This is a genomic window from Roseovarius sp. SCSIO 43702 (assembly GCF_019599045.1).
GTDB lineage: Bacteria > Pseudomonadota > Alphaproteobacteria > Rhodobacterales > Rhodobacteraceae > Roseovarius.
This window is the reverse complement of the sequence record NZ_CP080623.1, coordinates 936,109-962,274: the sequence shown is the minus strand read 5'-3', so window position 1 is coordinate 962,274 and position 26,166 is coordinate 936,109. Positions and strand designations below refer to the sequence as shown.

Below are 26,166 nucleotides of genomic sequence, written 5' to 3'. Positions count from 1 at the left end.
GCCCCCTTGCGAGACGCGCGCGGCGGGTTTGACCGGGACCGGCCCGACGCGCAGAATGACGGCATCGCCCGCGTGACAGGAGACGAGGCACTTGGCCCGCGACAGATCGCAGAATGACGAGTACCGCGGACCGCTCCGGCGGCTGCTGACGGGTATCCTCGTGGTCTGCCTCCTCGGCCTCTTCCTGCTGTGGCGGATCGACAGCCCGCGGGTCGAGCGATTCCGCGCGCAGGTGGTCGACCGCGTCGTGCCGAATTTCGACTGGGCCATGGCCCCGGTCACGGGGCTCGTGAACATCGTCCGCGATTTCCAGAGCTACCAGCGCATCTACAGCCAGAACCAGGAATTGCGCCGCGAGCTGCAACAGATGAAGGCCTGGAAGGAGGCCGCGCTCCAGCTCGAGCAGGAGAACGCGCGCCTGCTCGACCTCAACAACGTGCGCCTCGACCCGCGGCTCACCTATGTCACGGGCGTCGTCATGGCCGACAGCGGCTCGCCCTTCCGGCAGTCCGTCATTCTCAACATCGGCGCGCGCGACGGCATCGTCGACGGCTGGGCCGCGATGGACGGGCTGGGCCTCGTGGGTCGGATCTCGGGGGTGGGCGAGAACACGAGCCGGGTGATCCTGCTGACCGACACCTCGTCGCGGATCCCGGTCACGATCCAGCCCTCGGGGCAGCGCGCGCTCATCGTGGGCGACAACACGCAGGCGCCGCCCATCGATTTCCTCGAGGACAAGGCGCAGGTGCGCCCCGGCGACCGGGTGGTCACGTCGGGGGATGGCGGCATCTTCCCCGCCGGCCTTCTCGCCGGGCAGGTGGCGCTCGATCCCGGCGGGCGGCTGCGGCTGCGGCTCGCCGCCGATTACGAGCGGCTCGAATTCCTGCGCGTCCTGCGCGACTATGGCCGCGACGGCATCACCTCGCCCGGTGAGCTGATCGCGCCGGGGCCCGCCGTGCCCGGCCCGGCCGAGCCCGGCTCGGTCCCGACCCCGGCCGCCGCGGAAGAGGGGGAGGTCGCCGATGGTTGAGCGCAGCCTCCTTCGCCTGTGGTTCATGCGCGCCGTCTTCGCGGCGTTCTGCGCGCTCCTGGTCTTCTGGCGGCTGCTGCCGCTCGACACGCTGCCCGACGGGCTGGCGGGGCCGGACGTGATGGTGGCGCTCGCCTTCGCCTGGGTGCTGCGCCGGCCGGAATACGCGCCCCCGCTGCTGGTGGCCGCGATCTTTCTCGTGGCCGATCTTCTCTTCCAGCGTCCGCCGGGCCTCTGGGCGGCGTTGGTGGTGATGGGATGCGAAGCGCTCAAGGCGCGCGAGCCGGGCTTGCGCGACATGGGGTTCCTGCCCGAATGGCTGAGCGTGGCGACCACCATGGCGGCGATCTGGCTTCTGTTCCGCATCGTCCTGGCCATTCTCTTCGTGCCGCAGGCGCCGCTCGGGCTCAGCCTCATGCAACTTGCCCTCACGGTCGCGGTCTATCCGCTCGTCGTGTTCCTGTCCTCGGCGCTCTTCGGAGTGCGCAAGATACGGCCCGGCGACGCCGAGAGCCTGGGGATGCGCGCATGAGACGGCCCGGACGCGATACCGCCGAGAGCCACCGGCAGATCAACCGCCGCGCGCTCATCCTTGGCGGGGCGCAGCTGGGCTTTCTCGGGCTGCTGGGCTTCCGGATGCGGCATCTGCAGGTCGACCAGGCCGACCAGTTCCGCCTGCTGGCCGAGGAGAACCGGATCAAGATCCGCCTCATCCCGCCCGCCCGCGGCCAGATCTTCGACCGCAACGGCAAGGTCATCGCCGAGAACGTCCCGTCCTACCGCATCATGCTCGACGGCGAGGAGGCAGGCGATGTCGACGACGTGATCGCGCGGCTGGGCCGAATCATCACGCTCGACCCCGAAGAGGTCGCGCGCGCCCGCGAGGAGATGCGCCGCTCGCGCATCCACCCCGTCACCATCGCCGACCGGGTAAGCTGGGAGGCGCTGAGCCGCGTCGCGGTCAACGCCCCCGCCCTGCCCGGCGTGCGGCCCGAGGTGGGCCTCTCGCGCCGCTACCCGCAGGGCGAGGATTACGCGCATATCGTGGGCTACGTGGGCCCGGTGAGCGACCGCGATCTCGAACAGATCAAGGCGCCGGACCAGCTTCTGCTGATCCCCCGGTTCCAGATCGGCAAGGTCGGGCTGGAACAGCGGCTCGAGGACACGCTGCGCGGAAAGGCCGGCACCCGCCGGGTCGAGCAGAACGCCGCGGGCCGCGTCATGCGCGAGCTCGACCGCCGCCAGGGCGAGGCCGGCAAGACGCTGCAGCTCACCACCGACAGCGACCTCCAGGAATACATCAAGGCGCGGCTCCGGGGCGAAAGCGCCGCCGCGGTGGTGATGGACACCGAGACGGGCGACATCCTCGCCTGCGGCTCCACCCCCGCCTTCGACCCCAACCTCTTCGTGCGCGGCATCTCGGTCGCCGATTACAAGGCGCTGCTCGAGAACAAGTATCGCCCGCTTCCCAACAAGGCGGTGCAGGGCGTCTATCCGCCCGGCTCGACCTTCAAGATGGTGGTGCTGCTCGCGGCGCTCGAGGCGGGCGAAGTGGGGCCTTCCGAGACCGTCTACTGTCCAGGGCATCTCAAGGTCAGCGGGCGGCGGTTCCATTGCTGGAAACGCGCGGGCCACGGCAACGTGGATCTCAACCGCTCGATCCGCGAGAGCTGTGACGTCTTCTACTACGAGATGGCGCTGCGCGTGGGGATCGAGAAGATCTCGGAGATGGCCCGCCGCCTCGGGCTGGGCGAGGAATACGATCTTCCGATGACCGGCGTCGCCGCCGGGCTGATCCCCACGAAGGAATGGAAGCGCGAGACGCGCGGCGAGGAATGGGTGGTGGGCGATTCGGTCAACTCGGCCATCGGCCAGGGCTTCGTGCTCACCTCTCCGCTGCATCTCGCGGTGATGACGGCGCGGATCGCGACGGGGCGCGCGGTGTCGCCGCGCCTGCTCAAATCCGTCGAAGGGGTCGAGACGCCGCTCGCGGGCGGCGAGGACCTGGGTCTCAACCCCAACCACCTGCGCGAGGTGCGGCGCGCGATGTACGCGGTCTGCAACAACCGGCGCGGCACGGCCTATGGCAGCCGGATCGTCGAGGAGGGCTACCGGATGTCCGGCAAGACCGGCACCAGCCAGGTGCGCAACATCACCGCCGCCGAACGCGCGCGGGGCGTCTTCCGCAACGAGGACCTCCCGTGGGAGCGGCGCGATCACGCGCTTTTCGTCAACTACGCGCCCTCGGACGCGCCGCGCATCGCGGTGTCGGTCGTGGTCGAGCATGGCGGCGGCGGCTCGAAGGCCGCGGCGCCCATCGCGCGCGACATCACGCTCCAGGCGCTCTACGGCGGGGCGCCCCCGCTCGACGCCTACCCGAGCAGCCAGCGCAGCCGCATCAAGGCGCTCCAGGAGCGCATCGCGCGCGAGCGCGAGGAACGCGAGGCCGCGGCGGGGGATCGCGCATGAGCTATCTCGAGTATACCGTCAAGCACGTGCCCTCGGGGCTGAGCAAGGTGCTCTATCTCAACTGGGCGCTCATCCTGCTCGTCACGGCCGTGGCCTGCGTCGGCTTCCTCATGCTCTACTCGGTGGCCGGCGGCACGCTCGACCCGTGGTCCTCGGCCCAGATGAAGCGCTTCGCGCTCGGCTTCGCGATGATGATCGTCGTGGCGCTGATCCCGATCTGGTACTGGCGGTCGGTCTCGGCGGCGGCCTACCTCGTGTCGCTCGCGCTCCTGGTGGCGGTGGAATACGTCGGGGCGGTCGGCATGGGCGCACAGCGCTGGATCGACCTCGGCTTCATGCGCCTGCAACCCTCGGAGCTGATGAAGATCGCGCTCGTCATGGCGCTCGCGGCCTATTACGACTGGCTTCCGCGCACGCGCAAATCCCATCCGTTCTGGGTGCTGTTGCCGATCATCGTGATCCTCGTGCCGGTCTACCTCGTGCTCAAGCAACCCGACCTCGGCACGGCGATCCTGCTCGTCACGGTGGGCGGGCTCATGATGTTCCTCGCGGGGGTCCACTGGCTCTATTTCGCGGCGGTGATCGTTGCGGGCGGCGGGCTCGTCACGGTGGTCTTCATGTCGCGCGGCACGCCGTGGCAGCTCCTGGCGGATTACCAGTTCCGGCGCATCGACACGTTCATCGACCCCTCGACCGATCCGCTGGGCGCGGGCTACCACATCACGCAGTCCAAGATCGCGCTCGGCTCGGGCGGCTGGACCGGGCGCGGCTTCATGCAGGGCACGCAGAGCCAGCTCAACTTCCTGCCCGAGAAACACACCGATTTCATCTTCACCACCCTGGCCGAGGAACTGGGCTTCCTGGGCGGCGCGTCGCTGCTGGCGCTCTACGCGCTCATCATCCTCTTCTGCGTGCTTTCGGCGCTTCAGCAGAAGGAGCGGTTCGCCGCCCTCCTGACCCTTGGCGTCGCGGTCAATTTCTTCCTTTACTTCGCGGTCAACATGTCGATGGTCATGGGGCTCGCGCCGGTCGTGGGCGTGCCGCTCCCGCTGGTGAGCTACGGCGGCTCGGCCATGCTGGTGCTGCTTCTGGGCTTTGGCCTCGTCCAAAGCGCGCATGTTCACAGACCAAGGTAACCCCATGTCCGTCAATGTTCTTTTCGCAGGCCGCCCGGATCGCTGGGCGGAGTATCAACCTCTTCTGGACGCGGCCCTCGCCCGCGAGGGGATCGACGCCCATGTCTCGCCCGAGATCGCGCCCGAAGAGGTGGATTACATCGTCTACGCCCCGAACGGGCCGGTGCAGGATTTCACCTCCTACACCCGCGCCAAGGCGGTGCTGAGCCTCTGGGCGGGGGTCGAGAAGATCGTGGACAACGAGACGCTGACCCAGCCGCTGACCCGGATGGTGGATGACGGTCTGCGGCGCGGGATGGTCGAGTGGGTGACGGGCCATGTTCTGCGCCATCACCTCGGGATGGATGCGCATATCGTGAACCCCGACTGCGTCTGGAAGCAAGGCGCGCCGCCGCTCGCGCCCGACCGGCCGGTGACGATCCTGGGTCTTGGCGCGCTCGGCATCGCCTGCGCCGAGGCGCTGATGGGTCTCGGATTTCCGGTGACGGGCTGGAGCCGCGGCCCGAAGGACGTGCCGGGCGTGCGGTGTCTCGCCGGCAACGCGGGGCTGGATGCGGCGCTCGAGGGGGCCGAGATCGTCGTCCTTCTCCTCCCGCAGACGCCCGAGACGGAGAACACGCTCGACGCCCGGCGTCTTGCGCTGCTGCCGCGCGGGGCGGTGATCCTGAACCCCGGGCGCGGGCCGCTCATCGACGACGACGCGCTGCTCGCGGCGCTGGACGAGGGACATATCGGCCACGCGACGCTCGACACGTTCCGGGTTGAGCCGCTGCCCGACGATCACCCCTACTGGCGCCACCCGCGCGTGACCGTGACGCCCCATATCGCGTCGGACACCCGTGCCGGCACGGCCGCCGACGTCATCGCCGAGAACATCCGGCGCAGCGAGGCGGGCGAGCCGCTTCTGCATCTCGTGAACCGCACGCTGGGCTACTAGGCACTCTCCGCGCGGGGGACGGGCCGGGACATGCGCATGTCCCGGCGCCTCCCCGCCTCAGCGCAGGCGCGGCGGGTTGTCGGGGTCGCGCCCCGGTGCGGTGAGCGGTTCCGCCTTCGGCGGCTCGGGCAGGTCGAAGCGCAGCCCGTGCCGCGCCAGCCGCGCCGCCATCGCGTCGGAGCCTGCAAAGAACCCCACCTCCAGCGCCGCCGCCTCAAGGCCGGAAAAGACCAGCGCCTCGCGCACCGCGCGGGCCAGCGCGCCCTCGGCCCCGGGGCGCGCGTCGACGAAACCTAGCATATGCCCCCGCGCGCCGCCCTCGAAGGTGACGCCCACGAGATAGGCCAGCGGTGCGAGCCCCGCCGCAGTGGCAAGCTTCGCGTCGAGCGCCGGCAGCAGCGCCTCGGGCAGGCCGCCCGGTGGCGACATCGCGGCGATGCGCGCCTCGTGGCTCTCGGGGGCGCCGCCCGTCATCTCGGCCAGCCACGCCAGCGCCCCGGGCGCGATGAGCGTGGCCGAGGGCGCCACCTCGGGATTGAGCGCAAGGCCAAGCCCCTGCGGCGCGAGAAGCGCAGCGAGGGCCCGCCCGCTCAGACCCGCATAGGGCACCTCGCGCCCCGCGAACCGGGCCAGCCGCGCCTCGCGATCGAAGGCCAGCACATAGTCCACCCCCTCGACCGGGAAGGTCTCGGGCGTGACCGCCTCCTCCTCGGCCTCCTCGGCCAGCATGAGGAAAAGCTCGGTCCCGGCAAGCGTGTTCCAGTAGGCCAGCCGCGCGCCCTCGTCCGCCTCGGCGGCCTCATGCGCCCGGTCGAGCGCCGTCTCTTCCGTCACCAAAGCACCTCCTTCACCCGCGCGCGCAGCGCCGGCAGCACCTCGTCCGCGAACCACGGGTTCTTCTTCAGCCACCCGGTATTGCGCCAGCTCGGGTGAGGCAAGGGAAAGACCTGCGGCGCATGGGCGCGCCAGCCCGCGACCGTCTCGGTCACGCCCGCGCGGGTGCCCATGTGGTAGCGATGCGCATGGCCGCCCACGGGCACGGTCAACGCGATGTCGCCCAGCGCGGCCATCACTCGGTCGTGCCACGTCGCGCGGCAGATCGCGGGCGGCGGCAGGTCCGAGCCCTTGGCATCGTAGCCCGGAAAGCAGAAGGCCATCGGCACGATCGCGACGCGCGAGGTGTCGTAGAAGGTCTCGCGGTCGATCCCGAGCCAGTCGCGCAGCCTGTCGCCCGAGGCATCGTTGAACGGAAGGCCCGTCTCGTGGACGCGCAACCCCGGTGCCTGCCCCGCGACGAGGATGCGCGCGCCTTCGGCGAACCACGCCACCGGGCGTGGCGCGTGGGCCGTCGCGGTCGCGGCGAAGCGCGGCGCGCAGAGACGGCAGGCGCGGATGCCCCGGGCCAGGGCGTCGGCATCGGCGGGATCGGGGGGCGCGGTCATGGGGGCGAAGATATGTCGCGCGCCGCGAGGTGCAAGCGTGCGGGCGCATCTGTCATATTTCGATAATTCTAGAAATATGGCTTGCGACTCGAATGGGTCTTCTATATTTCGAAATTCATGAAAATAACAGACCCCTCCACCCCCGACATCGTCGCCGCCGCCTCGACCTTCGCGGCGCTCGGCAGCGAGCAGCGGCTTTCGGTGCTGCGCGCGCTGGTGCGGGCCGGGCCCGAGGGGCTCAGCATCGGCGAACTGGGCGCACGCAGCGGCGTCACCGGCTCGACGCTCACGCATCACATGCGCATCCTTGCGCAGGCGGGCCTCGTCGCGCAGGAAAAGCGCGGCCGGTCCATCATCTGCGCCGCCGTCGCCTATGACGAGCTGCGCGCGCTCTCGGATTTCCTGCTGCGCGAATGCTGCGCCGACAGCGCCCACCCCCACGAGGAGCACGACCATGGCTGACACCACCGCACCGCGCCCCCTTGCCCGGATCGACCGCGTGTGGCTTTCGATCGCGATGATCCTCGCGCTCGTCGCGGTGCTCGACCCCGAGCGCGCGATCCCCACGGCCAGCTTCGCGGCCGTCTCCCTGGCCCACACCTCGATCTTCATCGCCGTGGCGGTGCTGGCCGTGGCGTGGCTCAAGGCGACCGGGGCCGAGGCGCTCATCGCGCGCGCCTTCGAGGGGCGGCAGGTGCGCATGGTGGCTTTCGCCGCGGTGCTGGGCGGCGTCTCGCCCTTCTGCTCGTGCGAGGTGATCCCCTTCATCGCCGCGATGCTGGCCGTGGGTGCGCCGCTTGCCGCCGTCATGGCCTTCTGGCTGGCCTCGCCGCTCATGGACCCGGCGATGTTCCTCATCACCTCGGGCACGCTGGGGCTGGATTTCGCGGTGGCCAAGACGCTGGCGGCCATCTCGATCGGGCTGATGGGCGGATACGCGACGATGCTCGCGGCACGCTCGGTGGTCTTCGCGGACCCGCTGCGCAAGACGGCGGCCCCCTCCTGCGGCGGGTGCTGCTCGGGCAGCACGACACCCTTCCGGGGACGCCCCGTCTGGCGTTTCTGGCAGGCGCCCGAACGGCGCGCGACCTTCCGGCGCACGGCGACCGAGAACGCGCTTTTCCTGCTGAAATGGCTGGCGCTCGCCTACGTCGTCGAAGCCCTGATGCTGCACTACATGCCCGCCGACTGGATCGGGGCGGTGCTGGGCGGGGACGGCATCGGCCCGATCCTGATGGGCGCCCTCGTCGGCGCGCCGGCCTATCTCAACGGCTATGCCGCGGTGCCGCTCGTCGACGCGCTTCTCGCGCAGGGGATGAGCGACGGCGCCGCCATGTCCTTCGTGATCGCGGGCGGGGTGAGCTGCATCCCCGCGGCCATCGCGGTCTGGGCACTGGTCAAGCCGCGCGTCTTCGCCGCCTACATCGCCTTCGCCTTCACCGGCGCGGTGATGGCCGGCCTCGCCTGGCAGGCGCTGGCCTGAGACCACGCCCCGCCCGGCCCGAACTGCGGCCGGGCGCGGGTTCGTCGGTTGCCCAAGGCGGTCGGATGCCCTACTTCCCCGGGCTCAGGGACACCCGAATCCAAAGTGACCACATGTATCGCGTCTGGACTTTTCTCGCCGATTACTCCCTCCTCCTGATCTTCGGCGCGGTCACGGCCCTCGTCTGGGTCAATGCGGATTACGACAGCTATCACCATTTCGTCGAGTTCAGGATCTGGGACCATGCCCCGATCGGCCACCTGCATGACGGGCACCGCACGCTCACGCTGCACTACCTCGTCAACGACGTGCTCATGGCGCTCTTCTTCGCCATCGCCGCCAAGGAGGTCTGGGAGGCGGTGATCCTCAAGGAGGGGTCGCTGCGCGGCAAAAAGGCGGCGACCCCGCTTTTCGCCACGGCCGGCGGGATGTTCGGGCCGATCGCGGTCTACCTGGGGCTCGCCTCGATCATGGGGTCCGAGACCTACAACGCGGTCGCGAACGGATGGGCCATCCCCACCGCCACGGATATCGCGTTTTCCTATCTCGTGGGGCGGATCGTCTTCGGCGCGGGCCATCCGGCGGTGCGGTTCCTGCTGCTTCTGGCCATCGCCGACGACGCGGCGGGGCTCATCATCCTCGCGATCTTCTACCCCTCGGGCGAACTGGCGCCGGAATGGCTCCTGCTGTCCTTCGGCGCGTCGCTGGCGGTGTTCATCCTGTTCAACTGGCTGCCGCGCTACATGGACCGGGGGCGCCCCGAGCGGCCCCATTCGACCCGCGTGCGCATGGCGCTGGGCGGACTTCCCTACGTGATCGGCGGCTGCATAAGCTGGTATGGCTTCATGCAGTCGGGGCTTCACCCGGCGCTGGGCCTCTTGCCCATCATCCCGGCGATCCCCCATGCCGACCGGGCCTTCGGCATCTTCTCGGAGGCCGAGAGAAGCCTCGGCGACCTGCTCAACGTGCTCGAACACGCGCTCAAGCACCCGGTCGAGATCGTGCTCTTCCTTTTCGGGCTCTGCAACGCGGGCGTTCAGTTCCAGTCGATCGGCCCGGCCACCTGGCTCGTGCTGGCGGGGCTCTTCGTGGGCAAGCCGGTGGGCATCCTGCTCTTCGGCTGGATCGCCGCCAGGCCGCTCAACCTCGGGATTCCCAAGGGGATGCGGATCGTCGATCTCGTCACCATCGGGTTCGTCGCCGCCATCGGCTTCACCGTCTCGCTCTTCGTGGCCTCGGTCGCCTTCGACGCCGGGCCGGTGCAGGACGCGGCCAAGATGGGCGCCCTCTTCAGCTTCGGCGCGGCGGTCATCTCGGTCGTCGTGGGCCGCATGACCAGGGTCGAGAAGATCGCGTATTGAGCTCCGGCGTGCCGGCACTCCATGGACCGGGGCCGCGCGGCCCGGGTTTTTTCACGCGGACGGGCATAATTTCGCCTTTCTTTGGTGTATAAGATCGGAAACAATCTCATCCCACAGGCGGGTTTGATTATTCATTGGTAGACAAAGCACCCCTCGGAGAGGTGCGCCTGGGCAGTTTCGGAGCCGTTCGATGCTCGAATTCGACAACGTGAGCAAGTCCTTCTGGACGGGCACACAGCGCAAGGTGATCCTGGACCGCGTGTCGTTCCGCGTCGAACTCGGCCGCTCGATGGGCATCCTCGCCCCCAACGGCACGGGCAAGACGACGCTCATCAACATGATGGCCGGGCTCGAGAAACCCGACGAGGGCGAGATCCGGCGCGGCTGCCGGATCAGCTTCCCGCTGGGCTTCATGGGCGGCGTCATCAGCCGCATCTCGGCGATGGAGAACAGCCGCTACATCGCGCGGCTCTACGGGCTCGATCCCGACTACGTGGAGGCGTTCTGCCGCTGGATGTGCAACCTCGGCGAGTATTTCGATCAGCCCCTAGGCACATACTCGACCGGGATGAAGGCGCGGTTCACGTTTTCCTTGCTCCTCGCGCTCGATTTCGACATCTATCTCATCGACGAGGGCATGCCCAATTCCACGGATGTGGAGTTCAACCGCAAGGCCGGTGAAATTCTCAAGGAACGGCTTCGCACCACGACGGTGATCATCGTGTCGCACCAGCCCGCCACCCTCGAACGGTTCGCCACCTCCGCGGCGGTCCTTTCCGGCGGACAACTGCACATTTTCGACACCTTGGAAGAGGCCAAGCAGCTTTATGACTACGAAACCCAAGGCTAGAAAGTTCCGCATCCGCCGCACGACGTCCGGTGCGTTTCCGGCGTCCGGCGACACGCACGCGCCGGAAACGCCGTCCCGCCAGGATGCCGACGCGCCCGGACCGGCGGCGGGGGGGGAGGCTCCGGCAGGCCACGGCAATACCGCCGCATCCGACACCGCGCGCGAGGGCGATGTAAGCTCGGCGCGCGAGATGAACACCGCCGAGACCATCGACGCCATCCGGCAGGAGGGGCTCACGGGCCGGCAGCTTCGCATGGCCCGCCGCCTCGCGCAGAAGCACGGCCTCGCGCCCACCTCGGATTTCGACGCGGTGCGCCTCCTGCGGGCCCGCGGCATCGACCCCTTCTCGCGCGGCAACATCCTCGAACTGGTGAGCAATGACCGGGGCAAGGTCGAGAACGCGGGCGACGGGCGGGGCGGCGCGGTTGCGCGGACCGAAAGCAAGGTGCAACTGCCGCAGACCATGCCGATGCCGGGTCGCAACGTACCCTCGACCGATCTCGGCCCGGCCGACCGCCGCGCCGAGGAGATCGGGCGCATCCAGAAGGACATCGCCCGCAGGCGCCGGCGCAAGCTCGCGCTTCTCTTCGCGCGGCTCTCGGCCTTCGTGCTCCTGCCGACGCTGGTGGCGGGGTATTACTACTATTCGGTCGCCACGCCCATGTATACGACCAAGTCGGCCTTCCTGATCCTCACCGCCGATGGCGGATCGAGCGGCAGCCGGCTGGGCGGCCTCCTGCCGAGCCAGTTCGCCACCTCGCAGGACGCGATCGCCACGCAGGACTACCTGACATCCAAGGACGCCATGCTCCGCCTCGACCGGGACGAGGGCTTTCGCGAGGTCTTCTCGCAGGATTACATCGACCCGATTCAGCGCCTGCCCGACGACGCCAGCACCGAGCGCGCCTACAAGCTCTACAAGAAATACGTGAAACTGGGCTACGATCCGACCGAGGGCGTGATGCGGATGGAAGTGTCCGCCCCCGACCCCGAGATCGCGACCGAGTTCTCGCACAAGCTCATCGATTACGCCGAGGAGCGCGTCGATCATCTCTCGTCCGAGAAGCGGCAGGATGCGGTCAAGACCGCCAAGGCCAGCCTCGAGGAGGCCAAGAACGACCGCCGCGAGGCGCAGCGCCGCCTCGTGGAATTGCAGGAAAGCTCGCTTCTCGATCCCGAGGGCGAGATCGCGAGCATCCGCTCGCTGATCTCCAACGTCGAGCTTCAACTTCAGGAAAAGCAGCTCGCGCTTGCCACGCAGCTTGCCAACGCGCGGCCCAACGCCGCGCGCGTCGCCGCCCTCGAAAGCGAGATCGGCGTGCTCGAACGCGAGTTGCGCAAACAGACCGCGCGCCTCAACGAGGCGTCCGAGGAAAGCGACTCGCTCGCCTCCCAGACGGCCGAGATCAAGATGGCCGAGGCCGATCTCGTGACCGCCGACATGGTGCTCCAGGCCGCGCTCGAAACCATGCGCCAGAGCGACATCGAGGCGAACAAGCAGGTGCGCTACCTCACCGTCTCGGTGCAGCCGGTGGCCAGCCAGGACCCCAGCTATCCGCGCGCCTTCGAGAACACCATTCTCGCCTTCGTCGTCTTCGCGGGCATCTACCTGATGATCTCGCTCACGGCATCCGTCCTTCGCGAACAGGTATCTTCCTGACATGAAACATGTTTCCGTCGCCGATCTCATCGTCGGCAATGACCGCCCGCTGACCGTCATCGCAGGCCCCTGCCAGCTTGAAAGCGCGGACCACGCCCAGATGATCGCCGGCACCATGAAAGAGGCCTGCGCGGCGGCGGGCGCGCAATACGTCTTCAAGGCAAGCTTCGACAAGGCCAACCGCACCTCGCTCTCGGGGCGGCGCGGCCCCGGCATGGAGGCGGGGCTGAAGCTGCTCGAGGGCGTGCGCCGCGCGGTGGGGGTGCCCACGCTCACCGATGTGCACCTGCCCGAGCAATGCGCCGTCGCCGCCGAGGCCGTCGACATCCTGCAAATCCCCGCCTTCCTCTGCCGCCAGACCGACATGCTGCTGGCCGCGGGCGAGACCGGCGCGGTGGTCAATGTCAAGAAGGGGCAGTTCCTCGCCCCCTGGGACATGCCGAACGTCGTGTCGAAGATCGAAAGCACCGGCAACACCCGCATCCTGCTGACCGAGCGCGGCACCTCCTTCGGCTACAACACCCTCGTGGCCGACATGCGCGCGCTGCCGCAGATGGCCGCGACCGGCTACCCGGTGGTGATGGACGCCACCCACTCGGTGCAGCAACCCGGCGGCATGGGCGGCAGCAGCGGCGGTCAGCGCGAATTCGCCCCCGTCATGGCCCGCGCGGCCGTGGCGCTCGGCGTGGCGGCGGTGTTCATCGAGACCCACGAAGACCCCGACAACGCCCCCTCGGACGGGCCCAACATGATCCCGCTTGCCGAGATGCCGGCGCTCGTCGCCACGCTCATGCAGTTCGACGCACTGGCCAAGCAGACCCCGATCACGATCTGAAGGACGACCCCGACCTTGACGAAACCCAGCCCCTCCGTCACCCCCAACACCTGGGAATTCCTGCGCGACCCGATGATCGCACCCACGGGCTTCCGCGAGTATGACGCGCGCTGGAAATACCCCGAGGAGATCAACCTGCCCGGCATGACGGCGCTGGGCCTCGGCCTCGGCACGCAGATGCACGCGCGCGGGATCGCCCCGGTGATCGCCGTGGGCAACGACTACCGCGACTATTCGCTGTCGATAAAGAATGCGCTGATCCTCGGCCTCATGCAGGCCGGCGTCCACGTCAGGGACATCGGCCCGGCGCTGTCGCCCATGGCCTATTTCGCGCAGTTCCACCTCGACTGTCCGGCCGTGGCGATGGTCACGGCCTCGCACAACCCCAATGGCTGGACCGGGGTGAAGATGGGGTTCGAGCGTCCGCTCACCCACGGCCCCGACGAGATGGCCGAGCTGCGCGACATCGTCCTAGAAGGGCGCGGCCAACCCCGCCCCGGCGGGGCGTGGGAGTTCGTCGATGGCGTGCGCGAGGCCTATCTCGACGACCTCGCGGGCGATTTCCGCATGACCCGTCCGCTCAAGGTGGTCTGCGCCACCGGCAATGGCACCGCGTCCGCCTTCGCGCCCGCCCTCCTCGAGCGGATCGGGGTCGAGGTCGTGCCGCTCCACACGCGGCTCGACTACACCTTCCCGCATTACAATCCGAACCCCGAGGCGATGGAGATGCTGCACGACATGGCCGCGGCCGTGCGCGACAGCGGCGCCGACCTCGCGCTCGGCTTCGACGGGGACGGCGACCGCTGCGGCGTGGTGGATGACGAGGGCGAGGAGATCTTCGCCGACAAGGTGGGCGTCATCATGGCGCGCGAGCTTTCGAAGACCCACAGGAACGCGACCTTCGTGGCCGACGTGAAATCCACCGGCCTCTTCGCGTCCGACCCCGAGTTGCAGGCCAACGGCGCCCGCGCCGACTACTGGAAGACCGGCCACAGCCACATGAAACGCCGGGTGAAGGAGCTGGGCGCGCTGGCGGGGTTCGAGAAATCGGGCCACTACTTCCTGGCCGAGCCGGTCGGGCGCGGCTACGATTGCGGCCTGCGCGTCGCGGTCGAGATCTGCCGGATCCTCGACGCCAATCCCGGCAAGTCCATGTCCGACCTGCGCCGCGCCCTGCCGCGCACCTGGTCCACCCCCACCATGTCGCCCCATGCCGCCGATACCGAGAAATACGCGATCCTCGACCGCCTGGTCGCGAAACTCGTGGCCCGCCACGAGGCGGGCGAGCCACTCGCGGGGCGCGCGATCAAGGACGTGGTCACGGTGAACGGCGCCCGCGTCATCCTCGACAACGGCTCGTGGGGTCTCGTCCGGGCAAGCTCGAACACGCCCAACCTCGTCGTGGTCTGCGAAAGCTCGGAAAGCGAGGAGGAGATGCGCGCCATCTTCGCCGAGATCGACGCCGTCATCCGCACCGAGCCGGGCGTCGGCGATTACGATCAGACGATCTGACCGCGCTCCGCGCTCACCCGCGCCCGATCACGCGGAAGACCGCCGAGGCGCCCCAACCGGCGACGATCGCGATGGCGAGCGACATGATCCCGTACCAGAACGGCCGCTCGTGGGCGAGCGCGTAGAGCCACTGTTCGATCCCGACCTTGCCCACCTCGATGAAGGCATCGTACTCGGTCACGACCTGCCCCTCCCGCGTGAGGAATATCCGCGCGAGATACACCCCCTCGGTCAGGTTCGCCGGCATCGAGATCGAGGTGCGGAACAGCGTCTGCTCGTCGAAGAGCACGCCGCCCTCGCGCACCTTGTAGGCGCCCGACCGCTGGCGGATGCGGATCAGCGCGCTGGTATAGGCGCGCGTGTCCTTGAACTCGTGGAGCGCGCCCGCCGAACGGATGGCCCGGCCCAGCGTGATCTGGTTGCGCAGGTCCTCGCCCTCGCTCAACACCTCGCGCAGCGGTCCGCTGCTCGCCACGGCGTAGAAGCTCGGGGCGCCGTCGATCTCGATGCTCTCGGTATTGACCCAGATCCCCGCCACGCGCTCCTTGCGGCGCACCACGACGGGCTGCGTCGGCCCCGACACCGTCACCACCACGTCGAGCGGCGCATCCTCGCGGATCGGTTCCTCGCGCTTGACCGCGCCGAAGATGAGGATCTCCGAGCCGTCGAACGTGGCCGTGATCGCCACCTTGTCGCGGCTGAGGCCCAGCACCACCTCCTCGGCCCCGGCCGGCAGCGCGATCAGGACGGCGAGCAGCGACAGGACCCGGCGCATCACGCGTCCCCCGGCGCCGCGATCGAGTAGCGCTCCGCAGGTGTGAGGAAAAGGTCGAGCCCGATCTTGAAGCAGACCGCCAGCACGAGGACCGCCAGCAGCACGCGCAGGTACTCGGCGTTGAGATAGGTGCCGATCCGCGCGCCGACTTGCGCACCCACCACGCCCCCGACCAGCAGCAGAACCGCCAGCACCACGTCGACCGTCTGGTTCGTCGTCGCGTGCAGCATCGTGGTGAAGGCCGCGACGAAGATGATCTGGAAAAGCGAGGTGCCGATCACGACCTTCGTGGGCATGTGCAGCAGATAGATCATCGCCGGCACCATGATGAAGCCGCCGCCCACCCCCATGATCGCGGCAAGCACGCCCACGAGGCATCCGACCAGGAGCACCGGGATCACGCTGATATAGAGCCCCGAGGTGCGGAACCGCATCTTGAGCGGCAGCTTGTGCGCAAGCCCGTGCTTCTTGCGCCGGACCGGCGTGCGCCCGCCCCGCGCGCGGCGGATCGCGCGCAGGCTCTCGGCGAACATCATCGCCCCGATCGCGCCGAGGAAGATCACGTAGAAGAGCTTGACCAGAAGGTCGACCTGCCCCAGCGATTTCAGGAAGTTGAAGACCACGATGCCCAGGCCCGCGCCGACGACACCGCCGGCCAGGAGCATCGTGCCCATCCGGAAATCGACCGTCCTGCGCCGCAGATGCGCGAACACGCCCGAGATCGACGAGGCGACGATCTGGTTGCCCTGCGTGGCGACGGCCACGGCGGGCGGGATGCCGATGAAGAAAAGAAGCGGCGTCAGCAGGAAGCCGCCGCCCACGCCGAACATGCCCGAAAGTATCCCCACGATCCCGCCCAGTCCCAGCAGAAGGAAGGCGTTGACCGAAACCTCGGCTATGGGGAGGTAAATCTGCATGACATTTCGTAGCGTCAAGCAATAGCCGGTGCAAGGGCCGGCCCGTGGTCTGGCCCCTAGACGGCAAGCCGCACCGCCGCCACGGTGAAGAACGCGCCCAGCCCGGCCTCGATCCACCGGCGCGCGACCGCATAGCCGCGCCGGATCGGCCCCGAGGACAAGACCAGCGCCCAGGCGCCGTGGCAGGCGAAGGAGATGGCGAAGGCCCCCGCCACGAAAAGCGCGATCACCCCCGCGCCGCCGCCCGTGGTCGCCCCGACCGAGGCGATGGCGATCCAGAAGACGATGGCCTTGGGATTCGTCACCTGAAGCAGGAACCCAGCCAGGAAATGCCGCGAGGCCCCGCGCGCGGCCACGGGCGCCACGGTGATCGACGGCGGCCGCATCGCCTTGCGGAACGCGCCCCAGGCCAGCCACAGCAGGTAGGCTCCGCCGATCACGCGCAGAACCGCCATGGCCCAGGCCGCCTGCGCCAGGATCAGGCCGACCCCCGCCAGCGTCCCGAGATTGAGCAGCACGCTGCCCGTCGCGATCCCCGCGCTCGCCACGAGCGCCGGCGCCCGCCCCTGCCCCGTGGCGATCCCCAGCAGCATGGCGACAGCCGGCCCCGGCGACGCGGCGGCCACCACGAGGATCGCGTAGGCGGCGGCAAAGCCCGGCAGGAAGGACAGAATAGCGGGCATGGCGGGGGCGCTCCGTGTCGGATGGGGTTTCCCCTCAATGACCCGATGCGGCGCCCGCGCTCAAGCGGCAACGCTTCGCCCGCGGACGAAGCGATCAGAGCGCGCGCGCCATCAGCACCGCGTCCACCGCCGCCCCCGCGCGCCGGTAATATCCCGACCGCCGGCCCGTCTGGGCAAAACCCTCGGCGGCGTAGAAGCGGCGCGCGGGCGCGTTGTCCTCGGCCACCTCGAGGAAGGCCCGGCGCGCGCCCCGCGCCGTGGCCTCGGCCAGAGCCGCCGCCAGCGCGGCGCGCGCGCGGCCCTGCCGCTGCCTCGCGGGATCGGTCGCGACGGTCAGCACCTCCGCCTCGTCCGCGACCACGCGCAGGACCGCGAAGGCGTCCGCATCGCCCGCCGCGATCACATGCGCCGAGGCCAGCAGCGCCGCGAATTCCTCCGCGCGCCAGCCGCGCCCCTGCTCCGCGAAGGCGCGCGCATGGGTCGCGGCCATGGCGGCGGGATCAATCATCGACGATCACGGGGGGCATGTCGCGCGGCGGGGCGGCATCGGCCGGCCGCAGGTAAAGCGGCACGGGCGGCGTCACCTCTTTCGGCGGGCGCCGCGCCGCGACCCGCGCCACGGCGGCACCCGGCGCATGGACGGCAGGCGCATGGCGCACCCCGAGCCGGGCGGCGATCCGCGCGGCCTCCGCGCCCACCACCTCCAGCCCCTCCCCGGCCCAGGACATCGGCACCTCTTCTACCGGCATCAGGGTCAGCGGCACGTCGGCGCGCGTCCCGAACCCCTGCAGGTAAACGCGGTCCTGCGGCGCCGCGACCGCGGCCAGGACCGGCCCGCCCGTGTCAAGCGCCACGGCCTCAAGCAGCGTCACGCCGACCGCCGGCACCCCCAGCGACAGCGACAGTCCGCGCGCCGCCGACACCGCGATGCGGATGCCGGTGAAATTCCCCGGTCCCACGCCCACGCCGATCAGAGCCAGGTCGCGCCAGCCCGCGCCCGCCTGCGAAAGCAGGTCTTCCAGCAGCGGGAAAAGCGCCTCGCACTGGCCCCGCGTCATCGCCTGGTGGGTCTCGCAAAGCAGATCGCCGCCCCGGATCAGGGCGGCGCTGCAATAGGGGCCCGAGGTATCGACCCCGAGGACCAGCCCGTCAGACGGCAACGGGCCTCACCTCGGTCACCTCGGGAATGTAATGGCGCAGGAGGTTCTCGATCCCCATCTTGAGCGTGATCGTCGAGGAGGGGCAGCCGGCACAGGCGCCCTGCATATGCAGGTAGACCACACCGCGTTCGAAGCCGTGGAAGGTGATGTCGCCACCGTCCTGCGCCACGGCCGGGCGCACGCGCGTATCGAGCAATTCCTTGATCTGGCTCACGATCTCGCCATCCTCGCCGGTGTGCTCGGCATGGCCCGAGGCGGCATCCTCGCCGCCGGTCATGATCGGCTTGCCGGACTGGAAATGCTCCATGATCGCGCCGAGGATCGCGGGTTTCACATGCTCCCACTCGGTCGCGTCGTCCTTGGTGACGGTCACGAAATCATGCCCGAAGAACACGCCCGTGACGCCCTGCACCTTGAAGATGCGCTCGGCAAGCGGCGATTTGCCCGCTGCCTCCGCGCTCGGGAAATCGGCCGTGCCGGTGTCGAGCACGGTCTGCCCCGGCAGGAACTTGAGCGTGGCGGGGTTCGGGGTGGATTCGGTCTGAATGAACATCGGACGGTCCTTTCTCTCTCGGCTACCGATATGCGCCCCCGGGCCGCCCGAGTCAAGTTTTGGAACGATTCTAAATTGGCCCTCGGCCCGTGCCGGCCCCGGGTCCCGCGAAACCCGCACGATCCTCCTGCCTCAGGTGATCTCCTCGAGGCGCTCCTTGCTCAGGTCGCCGGGCACGATGGTGATCGGGATCGGGAGGGAACCCGAGTTGCGCGACAGCTGCGTCACGAGCGGCCCGGGCCCCTTGCGGTCGCTTCCCGCGCCAAGGACCAGCACGCCCACCTCCGGGTCCTCCTGCACCTGCGCGATGATCTCGGCCACCGGCTCGCCCTCGCGGATGACAAGCTCGGGGTCGATCCCCTGCTTGTCGCGCATCCACTTGGCGAAGACCTCGAAATGCGCCTCGATCCGCTCGCGGGCCTCCTGGCGCATGATGTCGCCCACGCCGATCCAGTGGTTGAACTCCTCGGGCGGGATCACCGCGAGGATCGTGACCCCGGCCTCGGTATGGGCGGCGCGCATCGCGGCAAAGCGCATCGCGTTGAGGCATTCGCGGCTGTCATCCAGCACCACAAGGAACTTGCGCATCGGGGTCTCTCCGTAATCGGCGCGATCATGGCGCAAGGGTCGGACCCGCGCAACTCCTACCGTCAGGCCGCGAGGCCGCGCCCCTTCAGCAGCGCCTCGACCCCCGGCATCCGCCCCCGGAACCGCAGATAGAGCGTCTCGGCCTCCTCCGATCCGCCCCGGCTCAGGATGTGATCCTCGAGCGCCTGCGCGCGCGCCGCGTCGAAGGCGCCGCCCGCCTCCTCGAAGGCGGCGAAGGCATCCGCGTCCATGACCTCGGACCACATGTAGCTGTAATACCCGCTCGAATAGCCGTCGCCCGCGAAGACATGCGCGAAATGCGGCGTCGCGTGGCGCATGGTGATCGCGTGCGGCATCTCCAGCCGCTCCAGCGTCTCGGCCTGGCGCTGCATCGGGTCCGCGGGCGCGGGACCGTCGTGGAAATCGAGATCCACCATGGCCGAGGCCACGTATTCGACCGTCTGGAACCCCATGTCATAGGTCGCCGCCGCCAGCACCTTCTCGAGAAGCGCCTCCGGCATCGGCTCGCCGGTCTCGGCATGGGTGGCGAATTCCGACAGGACCTCGGGCACCTCGAGCCAATGCTCGTAGAGCTGGCTCGGAAGCTCCACGAAATCGCGCGCGACACTGGTGCCGCTCATCGACTCGTAGGTCACGTCCGAGAGCATCTGGTGCAGGGCATGGCCGAACTCGTGGAAGAGCGTCCGCGCGTCGTCATAGCTCAGGAGCGCGGGATCGCCCTTGGCGAAGTTGCACACGTTGATGACGACCGGCCCCTGCGGTTCGGGAAACTTCGCCTGACCGCGCATCGCGCTGCACCACGCGCCCGAGCGTTTCGAGCCGCGCGCGAAATAATCACCGATGAACACCGCCACGTGCCGCCCGTCGCGCGTCACCTCCCACGCGCGGCAATCGGGATGGTAGAGGGCCACGTCGAGCGGCGCGAACTCGAGCCCGAAAAGCCGGTGCGCACAGGCAAAGGCCGCCTCGATCATCCGGTCGAGTTGCAGGTAGGGTTTGAGCTCGGCCTCGTCGAGATCATGCTCCGCCGCCCGCCGCTTCTCGGAGTAGTAGCGCCAGTCCCACGGCTCGAGCGGTCCGTCGATCCCGTCCGCGCGCAGCATCGCGGTCAACACCGCCGCATCCGCCTCGGCCCGCGCCTTCGCCGGGCCCCAGACGCTCATCAGCAGGTCGCGCACCGCGCCCGGCGTGCCGGCCATCTCGGTCTCGAGCTTGAACGCCGCGAAGCTCTCGTAGCCCAGGAGCCGCGCGCGTTCCTCGCGCAGCTTCAGCGTCTCGGCGGCGATCGCGCGGTTGTCGGTCTCGCCGCCCCGCGCCCCCCGCGCGGCCCAGGCGCGGAACGCACGCTCGCGCAGGTCGCGGCGCGGGCTGAATTGCAGGAACGGCACGATGAGCGAGCGCGACAGGGTAATCACCGGCCCCTCCGCGCCCCGCTCCTCTCCGGCGGCGCGCGCCGCGCGGCGCAGGAACTCGGGCAGCCCCTCCAAGTCGCGCTCGGCCAGGTCCATCTGCCACTCCGCCTCGTCGGCCAGCAGGTTCTGCGTGAAGGCCGTGCCAAGCTCGGCGAGCCGGCCCATGATCGCCTTCATCCGCGCCGCCTTCTCGCCTTCGAGCGCGGCCCCCGCCCGCACGAACCGCCGCCGCGTCAGCATCAGGAGACGCGCCTGCTCGTCGGTGAGATCGAGCGTCTCGCGCGCCTCCCACACCGCCTCGATCCGGGCAAAGAGCGCGCGGTTGCCCGTCACGTCCGACGTGTAGGCGGCAAGCTTCGGGCTGAACTCCCGTTGCAGCGCCTGCCGCTTGGGGTTGCTGTCCGCCCCCGCCACGGTGAAGAAGACCCCCAGAACCTTGTCGAGCGCCTCGCCGGCCGTCTCCAGCGCCTCGATCGTGTTGGCGAAATCCGGCGCCTCGGGGTTTTCGGCGATCGCCGCCACCTCGGCGCGCGCCTCGAGAAGCGCGGTCTCGAAGGCGGGCGCGAAATCCTCGTCGCCGATCCGGTCGAAGGGGGCGATCCGGTGAGGCGTGGTCCAGTCGTCAAGCAGCGGATTGGTCATGAATGAGGTCTCCTTTGCGCGCAGAGGTAACGCGCCCCCGCCCGCGCGGCAACGGCTATCCTCGGCGCCCAAGCTCTACGTGGACGTGGTCGTCATACCGCGCCGCGCGGCGAGGCGGCCCACCTGCGTGAGAAGGGTCAGGACGATCGCCACGAGACCGTGCACCGCGAGGCGCGCGATCACGCGGCGCCTCCGCAGACGGGGCAGTCCTCGCGCCGCGCGAGCGCGAATTTCCGGCTCTCCCCGTAAAGCCCGTCATAGATCAGCATCTCGCCCCGCAGCGGCGCGCCCGCGCCGGTGATGACCTTGATCGCCTCGACCGCCATGATCGACCCCACGACCCCCGGCAGCGGGCCGATGATCCCCGCCTCGGCGCAGGAGGGCGCCAGCCCCTCGGCAGGCGCCTCGGGAAAGATGCACTGGTAGCAGGGCGCGCCTTGGGCGGGGTCGAAGACGCTCACCTGTCCCTCCCATTGCGACATCGCCCCCGAGACGAGCGGCCGGCCCGCCGCGACCGCCGCGCGATTGGTCAGGAACCGCGTCTCGAAATTGTCGGTCCCGTCCAGCACGAGGTCATACTCGGCAAAGAGGTCGGCCGCGATCTCCTCGGTCAGGCGCCGGTGATAGGGTCGAAGCTCCACATGCGGGTTGAGCGCGGCAACACTCGCCTGGGCTGCGAAGACCTTGGGCATCCCGGTCTGGTCGTCGCGAAAGATCACCTGCCGTTGCAGGTTCGATTGCGAGACCTCGTCATGGTCGATGACCCCGATCCGCCCGACCCCGGCAGCGGCAAGATAGGTCAGGACCGGCGCGCCCAGGCCACCCGCCCCCACCACCATCACGCGCGCCTCCTTGAGCCGCTTCTGCCCCGGCCCGCCCACTTCGCGCAGCACGATGTGGCGCGCGTACCGGTCAAGCTCGGCCTCCGAGAAAAGCCGTCCGCCCCCCTCCTCGTCGCGCGCGCCGGTCTCGCGCTCGCGCGCGCGCACCTTCCGGCGCAGCCAGCCGACGCCGGTGAAATAGGCGAACGCCAGCGCCGCCGCCCCGGCCAGCATCACCCAGGGCACCGCGGTCTCGCCCGTGGCCTGCCTGAGCGGATGACCGGCGGGCAGGAGTGCATGAAGCAGGATCACCCCCAGCCACAGGCAGGTGATCATCACCCCCCGCGTCCGGGGCGGCGCACCCACCAGCGCGCCAAGGCCCCAGATCGCCACCGCCATGCCCAGCACCAGCAGCATCAGCCGACCCCCGTCGAGCCGAAACCGCCCGCGCCCCGCGCGGTGTCGTCAAGCGTCTCGACCTCGACCATCCGCGCCTGCACCACGGGCGCCACGACCATCTGCGCGATCCGGTCGCCATGGGCGATGTGGAAGGGCTCCGTCCCCGCATTCATCACGATCACGCCCAGCGGCCCGCGATAATCCGCGTCGATCGTGCCGGGGCTGTTCGGGATCGTGATCCCGTGCCTGAGCGCCAGCCCCGAGCGCGGCCTCACCTGGACCTCGTGGCCTTGGGGCACCGCAAGGCGCAGCCCGGTGGGCACCAGCGCCCGCTCGCCCGGCGCGAGCGTCACGCCGGCGCGCGCGTGCTCGGGGAAATTCGCGCGCAGATCCGCGCCCGCCGCGCCCGCGGTCTCGTAGGCGGGCAGACCCAGCGCCCGGTCCGCGCCCTCCTCCCAGCAGATCGCGAGCGTCACCACGCGGCACCCCCGGCACGCCTCTCCCGCGTCATCCCGGCACCACCGCTCATGACCCGCCCAGCGCTTCGGCGATCCGCTCGGCCAGTTTCGCGGCCACCTCGCGTTTCGACATGCGCGGCCAGTCCTCGGCCCCGTCCCCGGTGATGAGCGTGATATCGTTCTCGGCCCCGCCCATGATCCCGGTGCCATGGCTCACGTCGTTCGCCACGATCCAGTCGCAGCCCTTGCGCGCGCGCTTCGCCGTGGCATTCTCGACCACGTCGTCGGTCTCGGCGGCAAAGCCCACCACCAGCTTCGGCCGTTCTTCGCCCCTGCCCGCCACCTCGGCCAGGATGTCGGGGTTCTCGGCAAAGTCCAGGGCGGGCAGGCCGCCCTTCGTCTTCTTCATCTTCCGGTCACTCGCGCTCGCCACGCGCCAGTCGGCCACGGCGGCGGCAAAGATCGCGGCCTCCACCGGCAGCGCGGCCTCGACCGCCTCCAGCATCTCGCGCGCGGTCTCGATCCGCACCACCTCCACGCCCTCGGGCGGCGGCACGCTGGCCGGGCCGGTAACGAACGTGACCTCGGCGCCCAGATCGCGCAGCGCCGCGGCCAGCGCCGTGCCCTGCGCCCCGGACGAGCGGTTGGCGATATAGCGCACCGGGTCGATGGGCTCGTGCGTGGGGCCCGACGTGACCAGCACGCGCCGCCCGGCAAGAGGCCCCCGGCCCAGCGCGCGCTCCACCGCGGCCACGATCTCGAGCGGCTCGGACATGCGCCCCGGCCCGTATTCGCCACACGCCATGTCGCCCGCGTTCGGCCCCACCACCGCGATCCCGTCGCCCTTGAGCGTGGCGAGGTTGCGCTGCGTGGCCGGATGCTCCCACATCCGCACGTTCATGGCGGGCGCGATCATCACCGGCGTGTCCGTCGCCATGAGCAGCGTAGAGGCCAGGTCATCCGCGTGGCCCTGCGCCATCTTGGCCATAAGGTCCGCCGTGGCCGGCGCCACGACAAGCAGGTCGGCCGAGCGCGACAGCTCGATATGGCCCATCTCGGCCTCGTCCGTGAGGTCGAAAAGATCGGTGAACACCTTCACCCCCGCCAGCGCCGACACCGACAGCGGCGTGACGAACTCGGCGCCCGCGCGCGTGAGCACCGGCGTCACCGCCGCCCCCCGCTCGCGCAGGCGCCGGATGAGGTCGAGCGCCTTGTAGGCCGCGATTCCGCCGCCGATGATCAGGAGAATGCGCTTCTGGGCCAGCATCGAAAGGCTCCTCGTCAGGTCCGCCAGACCCTAAGTCCGCCCCGCGCCCGACACAAGCTATTGCCGGAAGGCATCGCAGGGATCGGGCCGTGCCACGCCCTCGTGCGAGACGATCTCGTCGAACGGGCCGGGCGGAACCTGCCCGCGCTCGGCCTGGCCCAGCGCGTGAACGTCAAGAGCGGGCGCCACCCGCGCCAGCGCGGCGGGCATCCCCCAATCCTTGCGCGCGTGGCCGTTCCCGGTGATCACCACGACCGGCCCACCCGTCGCCTCGAAGGCGTCGAGCGCGGCCCGCGCGAGCACGGCGTCGCGCGCGCGCTGCACCAGGACCATCGCGGGCAGCATCTCCTCGGGAAGCGCGCCGCAATGCGCGTCGCGCTGCAACGCCTCGCGCCGCGCCTGCTGGGCCGGGTCCAGCGGTTCGAGCAACCCGAACCGCGCGGCGTCGGCGTGCAGCACGGCCGCGGCGCCCTCGGCCACCACGCGCCGTGCGTCGGCGCGCGGCAGGGCGGCGCCGTGGATGGCCGCACCGGGCGCGGCGGCGAAGATCGGGTGATAGAGGGCGAAATCGGGCCAGCCGCTCCGGTCCCAGCCAAGCGCTTCGGCCATCGTGTCGGGATCGGCGATCAGCTCGGGCGTCACCCGCGCCGCCTGCGCCTCGGTCAGCATCTCGAACACGAGCGCCGCGGGCGCGATCCGGGCCACCCGCGCGGCCTGTTCCGCGTGATGATGGGGGTTGTCGTGAATCTCGCCCAGCACGAACACGTTTTGCGCCCGCGCCACCGGGGCGGCGCAGAGCAGGAAGACCAGGGCGAACAGGATCCTCATGCGAGGAGGCTCTGCACCTCCGGTCCGTTCTTCTCGAGCTGCTTTCGCATCTTGCCCAGCGCCGCCGCCTCGACCTGGCGCACGCGCTCCTTGCTGAGGCCAAGCTCCTCGCCCAGGCTTTCGAGCGTGCGCGCGTCCTCGCAGAGCTTGCGCTCGCGCAGGATGAAACGCTCGCGCTCGCTCAGCGCCTCCATCGCCTCGTGAAGCCAGCCCTTGAGCGTCACGAAATCGTGATCCTCCTCGACCATCTCGTCGCCGCGCTTGCCCTCGTCCTCGATCGTGTCGATCCACTCGCGCCCCTCGTCCTCGACGGATTGCGTGGCGTTGAGCGACAGGTCCGACCCCGAAAGCCGGCCCTCCATCATCTCGACATCGCGCAGCGGCACGCCCACCTCCGACGCGATCATCTCGCGAAGCTGGTGGCCGTCAAGCTCCTCGCCCTGTGCGGCGGCCTCGCGCTCGATCTGGGCCTGGACCCGGCGCATGTTGAAGAAAAGCGACTTCTGGCTCGAGGTCGACCCGGTCCGCACCATCGACCAGTTGCGCATCACGTAATCCTGGATGCCCGCCTTGATCCACCAGACCGCGTAGGTCGAGAACCGCACGCCCCGGTCGGGATCGAACTTGTCGGCGGCCTTCATGAGACCAAGGCCCGCCTCCTGGATGAGGTCGTTCATCGGCGCGCCGTAGCGGCGGTATTTCGACGCCATCGAGATCGCGAGCCGCATGTAGGCGGTGATGAGACGATGCAGGGCGGCCTCGTCCCGCCTGTCGCGCCACGCGTAGGCAAGGTCGAGTTCGGTCTCGGCGTCCAGCAATTCGGCCGACATGGCCTTGCGGGACATGGAGAAGGTTTCCGTCGCATCCAGAGCCATGATTTCCCCCGTCGATTTGGATGCTTGAAGCGCACCCCTTTCTGGCTAAGTC

General features: G+C 69.6%; 27 protein-coding genes. 12 read left to right on the top strand and 15 right to left on the bottom strand.

Features of this window, described 5'->3' with window-relative positions; all coding sequences use genetic code 11:
- Positions 1 to 91: 91 nt before the first annotated feature.
- The 5 genes from mreC to K1T73_RS04505 are packed head-to-tail and all read left to right on the top strand — an operon-like array spanning position 92 to position 5,572.
- Entirely contained in the window at positions 92 to 1,030 is a 939-nt protein-coding gene (mreC, locus tag K1T73_RS04525) for a rod shape-determining protein MreC (protein ID WP_220602789.1), read from the top strand.
- The gene (locus tag K1T73_RS04520; protein WP_220602788.1) at positions 1,023 to 1,562 is read left to right on the top strand and encodes a rod shape-determining protein MreD; all 540 of its coding nucleotides are present in this window, start codon (positions 1,023 to 1,025) and stop codon (positions 1,560 to 1,562) included. The genes mreC and K1T73_RS04520 overlap by 8 nt, the downstream gene beginning before the upstream one ends.
- Positions 1,559 to 3,499 (top strand): penicillin-binding protein 2, encoded by a 1,941-nt coding sequence (gene mrdA, locus K1T73_RS04515; RefSeq protein WP_220602787.1) that lies wholly within the window; start codon positions 1,559 to 1,561, stop codon positions 3,497 to 3,499. The genes K1T73_RS04520 and mrdA overlap by 4 nt, the downstream gene beginning before the upstream one ends.
- Complete coding sequence (rodA, locus tag K1T73_RS04510) at positions 3,496 to 4,635, top strand: rod shape-determining protein RodA (RefSeq protein WP_220602786.1); 1,140 nt, start codon at positions 3,496 to 3,498, stop codon at positions 4,633 to 4,635. The genes mrdA and rodA overlap by 4 nt, the downstream gene beginning before the upstream one ends.
- A 4-nt stretch (positions 4,636 to 4,639) precedes the next feature.
- On the top strand, positions 4,640 to 5,572 hold the full coding sequence (locus tag K1T73_RS04505) for a glyoxylate/hydroxypyruvate reductase A (RefSeq protein ID WP_220602785.1): 933 nt from the start codon (positions 4,640 to 4,642) through the stop codon (positions 5,570 to 5,572).
- 57 nt (positions 5,573 to 5,629) lie between these two features.
- On the opposite strand, the gene K1T73_RS04500 is transcribed toward K1T73_RS04505, so the two are convergent.
- Together K1T73_RS04500 and K1T73_RS04495 are read right to left on the bottom strand one after the other, a co-directional pair.
- The gene (locus K1T73_RS04500; protein WP_220602784.1) at positions 5,630 to 6,406 is read right to left on the bottom strand and encodes an SseB family protein; all 777 of its coding nucleotides are present in this window, start codon (positions 6,404 to 6,406) and stop codon (positions 5,630 to 5,632) included.
- Positions 6,403 to 7,014, bottom strand: coding sequence for a uracil-DNA glycosylase family protein (locus K1T73_RS04495; RefSeq protein ID WP_220602783.1), 612 nt, complete (start codon positions 7,012 to 7,014; stop codon positions 6,403 to 6,405). Before K1T73_RS04495 ends, K1T73_RS04500 begins: the two co-directional genes overlap by 4 nt.
- Positions 7,015 to 7,131: 117 nt before the next feature.
- Between K1T73_RS04495 and K1T73_RS04490 the strand changes: the two genes are divergently transcribed.
- From K1T73_RS04490 to K1T73_RS04460, 7 genes are all read left to right on the top strand, one after another.
- Positions 7,132 to 7,476 (top strand): helix-turn-helix transcriptional regulator, encoded by a 345-nt coding sequence (locus K1T73_RS04490; protein ID WP_220602782.1) that lies wholly within the window; start codon positions 7,132 to 7,134, stop codon positions 7,474 to 7,476.
- Positions 7,469 to 8,497 (top strand): permease, encoded by a 1,029-nt coding sequence (locus tag K1T73_RS04485; RefSeq protein ID WP_220602781.1) that lies wholly within the window; start codon positions 7,469 to 7,471, stop codon positions 8,495 to 8,497. Before K1T73_RS04490 ends, K1T73_RS04485 begins: the two co-directional genes overlap by 8 nt.
- A 113-nt stretch (positions 8,498 to 8,610) precedes the next feature.
- The gene (locus tag K1T73_RS04480; RefSeq protein WP_220603615.1) at positions 8,611 to 9,858 is read left to right on the top strand and encodes a Na+/H+ antiporter NhaA; all 1,248 of its coding nucleotides are present in this window, start codon (positions 8,611 to 8,613) and stop codon (positions 9,856 to 9,858) included.
- A 190-nt stretch (positions 9,859 to 10,048) separates the two neighbouring features.
- A complete protein-coding gene (locus K1T73_RS04475; protein ID WP_220602780.1) occupies positions 10,049 to 10,708 on the top strand; it encodes an ABC transporter ATP-binding protein in 660 nt (219 codons plus the stop codon).
- The gene (locus K1T73_RS04470; RefSeq protein ID WP_220602779.1) at positions 10,686 to 12,368 is read left to right on the top strand and encodes a capsule biosynthesis protein; all 1,683 of its coding nucleotides are present in this window, start codon (positions 10,686 to 10,688) and stop codon (positions 12,366 to 12,368) included. The genes K1T73_RS04475 and K1T73_RS04470 overlap by 23 nt, the downstream gene beginning before the upstream one ends.
- A gap of 1 nt (position 12,369) precedes the next feature.
- Complete coding sequence (gene kdsA, locus K1T73_RS04465; RefSeq protein ID WP_220602778.1) at positions 12,370 to 13,203, top strand: 3-deoxy-8-phosphooctulonate synthase; 834 nt, start codon at positions 12,370 to 12,372, stop codon at positions 13,201 to 13,203.
- Between the two features lie 15 nt (positions 13,204 to 13,218).
- On the top strand, positions 13,219 to 14,715 hold the full coding sequence (locus K1T73_RS04460; protein ID WP_220602777.1) for a phosphomannomutase/phosphoglucomutase: 1,497 nt from the start codon (positions 13,219 to 13,221) through the stop codon (positions 14,713 to 14,715).
- Positions 14,716 to 14,728: 13 nt separating this feature from the next.
- On the opposite strand, the gene K1T73_RS04455 is transcribed toward K1T73_RS04460, so the two are convergent.
- From K1T73_RS04455 to K1T73_RS04395, 13 genes are all read right to left on the bottom strand, one after another.
- On the bottom strand, positions 14,729 to 15,490 hold the full coding sequence (locus K1T73_RS04455; protein WP_220602776.1) for a TIGR02186 family protein: 762 nt from the start codon (positions 15,488 to 15,490) through the stop codon (positions 14,729 to 14,731).
- Complete coding sequence (locus tag K1T73_RS04450; protein WP_220602775.1) at positions 15,490 to 16,407, bottom strand: sulfite exporter TauE/SafE family protein; 918 nt, start codon at positions 16,405 to 16,407, stop codon at positions 15,490 to 15,492. The genes K1T73_RS04455 and K1T73_RS04450 overlap by 1 nt, the downstream gene beginning before the upstream one ends.
- A gap of 56 nt (positions 16,408 to 16,463) precedes the next feature.
- Positions 16,464 to 17,090: a LysE family translocator gene (locus K1T73_RS04445; RefSeq protein ID WP_220602774.1), complete on the bottom strand. Its 627-nt coding sequence runs from the start codon at positions 17,088 to 17,090 to the stop codon at positions 16,464 to 16,466.
- A 94-nt stretch (positions 17,091 to 17,184) separates the two neighbouring features.
- Entirely contained in the window at positions 17,185 to 17,598 is a 414-nt protein-coding gene (locus K1T73_RS04440; protein WP_259400446.1) for a GNAT family N-acetyltransferase, read from the bottom strand.
- Positions 17,591 to 18,250, bottom strand: coding sequence for a tRNA (adenosine(37)-N6)-threonylcarbamoyltransferase complex dimerization subunit type 1 TsaB (tsaB, locus tag K1T73_RS04435; RefSeq protein WP_220602773.1), 660 nt, complete (start codon positions 18,248 to 18,250; stop codon positions 17,591 to 17,593). The genes K1T73_RS04440 and tsaB overlap by 8 nt, the downstream gene beginning before the upstream one ends.
- Positions 18,240 to 18,803, bottom strand: a complete 564-nt coding sequence (locus tag K1T73_RS04430; RefSeq protein ID WP_220602772.1) for a NifU family protein — start codon at positions 18,801 to 18,803, stop codon at positions 18,240 to 18,242. The genes tsaB and K1T73_RS04430 overlap by 11 nt, the downstream gene beginning before the upstream one ends.
- Positions 18,804 to 18,935: 132 nt before the next feature.
- Positions 18,936 to 19,391, bottom strand: coding sequence for a universal stress protein (locus K1T73_RS04425; protein WP_220602771.1), 456 nt, complete (start codon positions 19,389 to 19,391; stop codon positions 18,936 to 18,938).
- A 62-nt stretch (positions 19,392 to 19,453) separates the two neighbouring features.
- Positions 19,454 to 21,466, bottom strand: a complete 2,013-nt coding sequence (locus tag K1T73_RS04420) for a M3 family metallopeptidase (protein WP_220602770.1) — start codon at positions 21,464 to 21,466, stop codon at positions 19,454 to 19,456.
- A 179-nt stretch (positions 21,467 to 21,645) separates the two neighbouring features.
- Positions 21,646 to 22,704, bottom strand: coding sequence for a HesA/MoeB/ThiF family protein (locus K1T73_RS04415; protein WP_220602769.1), 1,059 nt, complete (start codon positions 22,702 to 22,704; stop codon positions 21,646 to 21,648).
- On the bottom strand, positions 22,704 to 23,165 hold the full coding sequence (gene dut / locus K1T73_RS04410) for a dUTP diphosphatase (RefSeq protein WP_220602768.1): 462 nt from the start codon (positions 23,163 to 23,165) through the stop codon (positions 22,704 to 22,706). Before dut ends, K1T73_RS04415 begins: the two co-directional genes overlap by 1 nt.
- Positions 23,166 to 23,211: 46 nt before the next feature.
- Positions 23,212 to 24,411, bottom strand: coding sequence for a bifunctional phosphopantothenoylcysteine decarboxylase/phosphopantothenate--cysteine ligase CoaBC (gene coaBC, locus K1T73_RS04405; RefSeq protein WP_220602767.1), 1,200 nt, complete (start codon positions 24,409 to 24,411; stop codon positions 23,212 to 23,214).
- Between the two features lie 57 nt (positions 24,412 to 24,468).
- Positions 24,469 to 25,239, bottom strand: a complete 771-nt coding sequence (locus tag K1T73_RS04400) for a ChaN family lipoprotein (protein ID WP_220602766.1) — start codon at positions 25,237 to 25,239, stop codon at positions 24,469 to 24,471.
- Positions 25,236 to 26,114 carry an RNA polymerase factor sigma-32 gene (locus tag K1T73_RS04395; RefSeq protein ID WP_220602765.1) on the bottom strand — a complete coding sequence of 293 codons (879 nt, stop codon included), beginning with the start codon at positions 26,112 to 26,114 and terminating at the stop codon, positions 25,236 to 25,238. The genes K1T73_RS04400 and K1T73_RS04395 overlap by 4 nt, the downstream gene beginning before the upstream one ends.
- Between the last annotated feature and the right edge of the window lie 52 nt (positions 26,115 to 26,166).

Bases quoted from the DNA above. Each gene is read 5' to 3' on its own strand.
- K1T73_RS04400 (WP_220602766.1), bottom strand. From the start codon at position 25,239: ATGAGGATCCTGTTCGCCCTGGTCTTCCTGCTCTGCGCCGCCCCGGTG.
- K1T73_RS04470 (WP_220602779.1), top strand. From the start codon at position 10,686: ATGACTACGAAACCCAAGGCTAGAAAGTTCCGCATCCGCCGCACGACG.
- mrdA (WP_220602787.1), top strand. From the start codon at position 1,559: ATGAGACGGCCCGGACGCGATACCGCCGAGAGCCACCGGCAGATCAAC.
- K1T73_RS04430 (WP_220602772.1), bottom strand. From the start codon at position 18,803: ATGTTCATTCAGACCGAATCCACCCCGAACCCCGCCACGCTCAAGTTC.
- K1T73_RS04415 (WP_220602769.1), bottom strand. From the start codon at position 22,704: ATGCTGCTGGTGCTGGGCATGGCGGTGGCGATCTGGGGCCTTGGCGCG.
- K1T73_RS04455 (WP_220602776.1), bottom strand. From the start codon at position 15,490: ATGCGCCGGGTCCTGTCGCTGCTCGCCGTCCTGATCGCGCTGCCGGCC.
- kdsA (WP_220602778.1), top strand. From the start codon at position 12,370: ATGAAACATGTTTCCGTCGCCGATCTCATCGTCGGCAATGACCGCCCG.
- K1T73_RS04450 (WP_220602775.1), bottom strand. From the start codon at position 16,407: ATGCAGATTTACCTCCCCATAGCCGAGGTTTCGGTCAACGCCTTCCTT.
- K1T73_RS04505 (WP_220602785.1), top strand. From the start codon at position 4,640: ATGTCCGTCAATGTTCTTTTCGCAGGCCGCCCGGATCGCTGGGCGGAG.
- K1T73_RS04395 (WP_220602765.1), bottom strand. From the start codon at position 26,114: ATGGCTCTGGATGCGACGGAAACCTTCTCCATGTCCCGCAAGGCCATG.
- K1T73_RS04520 (WP_220602788.1), top strand. From the start codon at position 1,023: ATGGTTGAGCGCAGCCTCCTTCGCCTGTGGTTCATGCGCGCCGTCTTC.
- K1T73_RS04495 (WP_220602783.1), bottom strand. From the start codon at position 7,014: ATGACCGCGCCCCCCGATCCCGCCGATGCCGACGCCCTGGCCCGGGGC.
- coaBC (WP_220602767.1), bottom strand. From the start codon at position 24,411: ATGCTGGCCCAGAAGCGCATTCTCCTGATCATCGGCGGCGGAATCGCG.
- K1T73_RS04480 (WP_220603615.1), top strand. From the start codon at position 8,611: ATGTATCGCGTCTGGACTTTTCTCGCCGATTACTCCCTCCTCCTGATC.
- K1T73_RS04440 (WP_259400446.1), bottom strand. From the start codon at position 17,598: ATGATTGATCCCGCCGCCATGGCCGCGACCCATGCGCGCGCCTTCGCG.
- K1T73_RS04490 (WP_220602782.1), top strand. From the start codon at position 7,132: ATGAAAATAACAGACCCCTCCACCCCCGACATCGTCGCCGCCGCCTCG.
- K1T73_RS04420 (WP_220602770.1), bottom strand. From the start codon at position 21,466: ATGACCAATCCGCTGCTTGACGACTGGACCACGCCTCACCGGATCGCC.
- K1T73_RS04485 (WP_220602781.1), top strand. From the start codon at position 7,469: ATGGCTGACACCACCGCACCGCGCCCCCTTGCCCGGATCGACCGCGTG.
- K1T73_RS04425 (WP_220602771.1), bottom strand. From the start codon at position 19,391: ATGCGCAAGTTCCTTGTGGTGCTGGATGACAGCCGCGAATGCCTCAAC.
- rodA (WP_220602786.1), top strand. From the start codon at position 3,496: ATGAGCTATCTCGAGTATACCGTCAAGCACGTGCCCTCGGGGCTGAGC.
- K1T73_RS04475 (WP_220602780.1), top strand. From the start codon at position 10,049: ATGCTCGAATTCGACAACGTGAGCAAGTCCTTCTGGACGGGCACACAG.
- K1T73_RS04445 (WP_220602774.1), bottom strand. From the start codon at position 17,090: ATGCCCGCTATTCTGTCCTTCCTGCCGGGCTTTGCCGCCGCCTACGCG.